We start from the raw sequence: 1,523 nt of genomic DNA on the forward strand, positions 1-1,523 counted from the left end.
GTTGGCAATCTCCACCGACGCCGACGAGACCGAATCCACCCCCTGGCGCACTTCGCTCACCACACCACGCAGCCGTGACGACATGGCCGACAGCGAACGCAGCATGTGGCCAAACTCGTCCTTGCGGGTGGATTGCAGCTCGCGCGTCAGATCGCCTGCTGCAATGGCATCGATGGTCTCGACCGCTTCGTTCAGCGGCAGGGTGATGGAGCGCACCAGCTTCCAGGCCAGGAACAGGCCCGCCGCCATCAGCACCATGGAGCTGATGATGCCGGTGATGGCGTATTCGATGCGGCGCTGGGTGGCTTCGGCACGGATCACGTCGCGGCGCTTTTCGAGCGTGGCCACAAACTCATCCTGCGCCTTGAGGTACTTGGTGACCAGGGGGGCAAACTCGTCGTCCGCATAGCGTTGGGTGGCGACGGCATCGCCTGCGCCCTTGAGCTCCCAGGTCTTGGCGGTGGCCGCCAGCACGGCCTTGCGCGCCTCCAGCACCTTGTCGAGCGAGGCTTTCTCCTCGGGCGCGGTGGCCGAGGCCACGATGCCTTCCTGCACCTTGTTGATGTTGCCAATGATCTCCTTGACCTTGGCGCCGTATTGCTCGGCCAGCACCGAATCGGTGGTCACCGCGCCGCCCATGACCATGGTGACAGCCGTTTCGGTGGCGCCCCGCCAGCGCACAGCAGCCGAGATGCGGGCCTCGATCTCGACCACGGCGTCCATGGCCGCCGACATCGAAGAGTTGCCCCGGTTCTGCGCAAACGCAGACAGCAGCAACATGGCAATCATGAGCCCCAGAAAGGCGCCCCACAGCTTGCGGGAGACGCGGATATTGTCAAATTGCATGGTTGGTTTTTCCTCGTGGATCGGTGATGTCTCCATGGTCTGCGCATGGCGTGCAAGACACATTCGATTACATCAACAACAGGCCATAGCCTACGCCAGCCCAAGGCACCGGCGGACTCATGCCCCACCGGGAAAAACCCGCATCCAAAATCCGCCAGGAATGCGCGAACGAAGACAGATCGAACAGGCGCTAGAACCCACGGCCTGACGGGGCCAGACCGGCACACAAGTCCCAGCCCGCCACACCCAAGCCTCTGGTCCCAGTATTGCGGGCCCTGACAGGCCTACGCCCCTGAGCCTTCAGGGCACGCAAGGGCCAGGAATCAGAAGCTTTCCCAGTCGTCGTCCCCGCCCTTGGCCGCAGCCTTGGGCGCAGGGGCTGCCGACTGTGTGACTGCGGGTGCAACTGGCGGCGCCAGCCGCGATGGGGCCTTGGGCGCGCTGGCGGCCGCCTTACTGGCGGTGGCAGGCTTGTTGCCCAGTGGGGCCTTGGCGGCCGGCGCAGGCCGTGGCGCAGGCGCCGGTGCTGCAGCGCGGGGTGCCGCTGCCGGCGCCCGGGTGGCCACCGCTCCCACGTTGAATACCGACACCACCTGCGCCAGGTGCTGTGCCTGGTCACGCATCGAGGCAGCTGCCGCCGTGGACTCTTCCACCAGCGCCGCGTTCTGTTGCGTCAT

The 1,523-nt window shown here is 65.6% G+C and carries 1 protein-coding gene and 1 pseudogene; both read right to left on the reverse strand.

The window, feature by feature from the left end:
- On the reverse strand, positions 1–846 hold an 846-nt coding region (locus ATF69_RS02665; RefSeq protein WP_146869817.1), incomplete at its 3' end, for an MCP four helix bundle domain-containing protein.
- A 323-nt stretch (positions 847–1,169) separates the two neighbouring features.
- Positions 1,170–1,523 (reverse strand): annotated as a pseudogene (locus tag ATF69_RS02670) (methyl-accepting chemotaxis protein); the annotation flags it as partial.

It is taken from the genome of Acidovorax delafieldii (assembly GCF_007993815.1).
GTDB classification, from domain to species: domain Bacteria; phylum Pseudomonadota; class Gammaproteobacteria; order Burkholderiales; family Burkholderiaceae_C; genus Acidovorax; species Acidovorax delafieldii.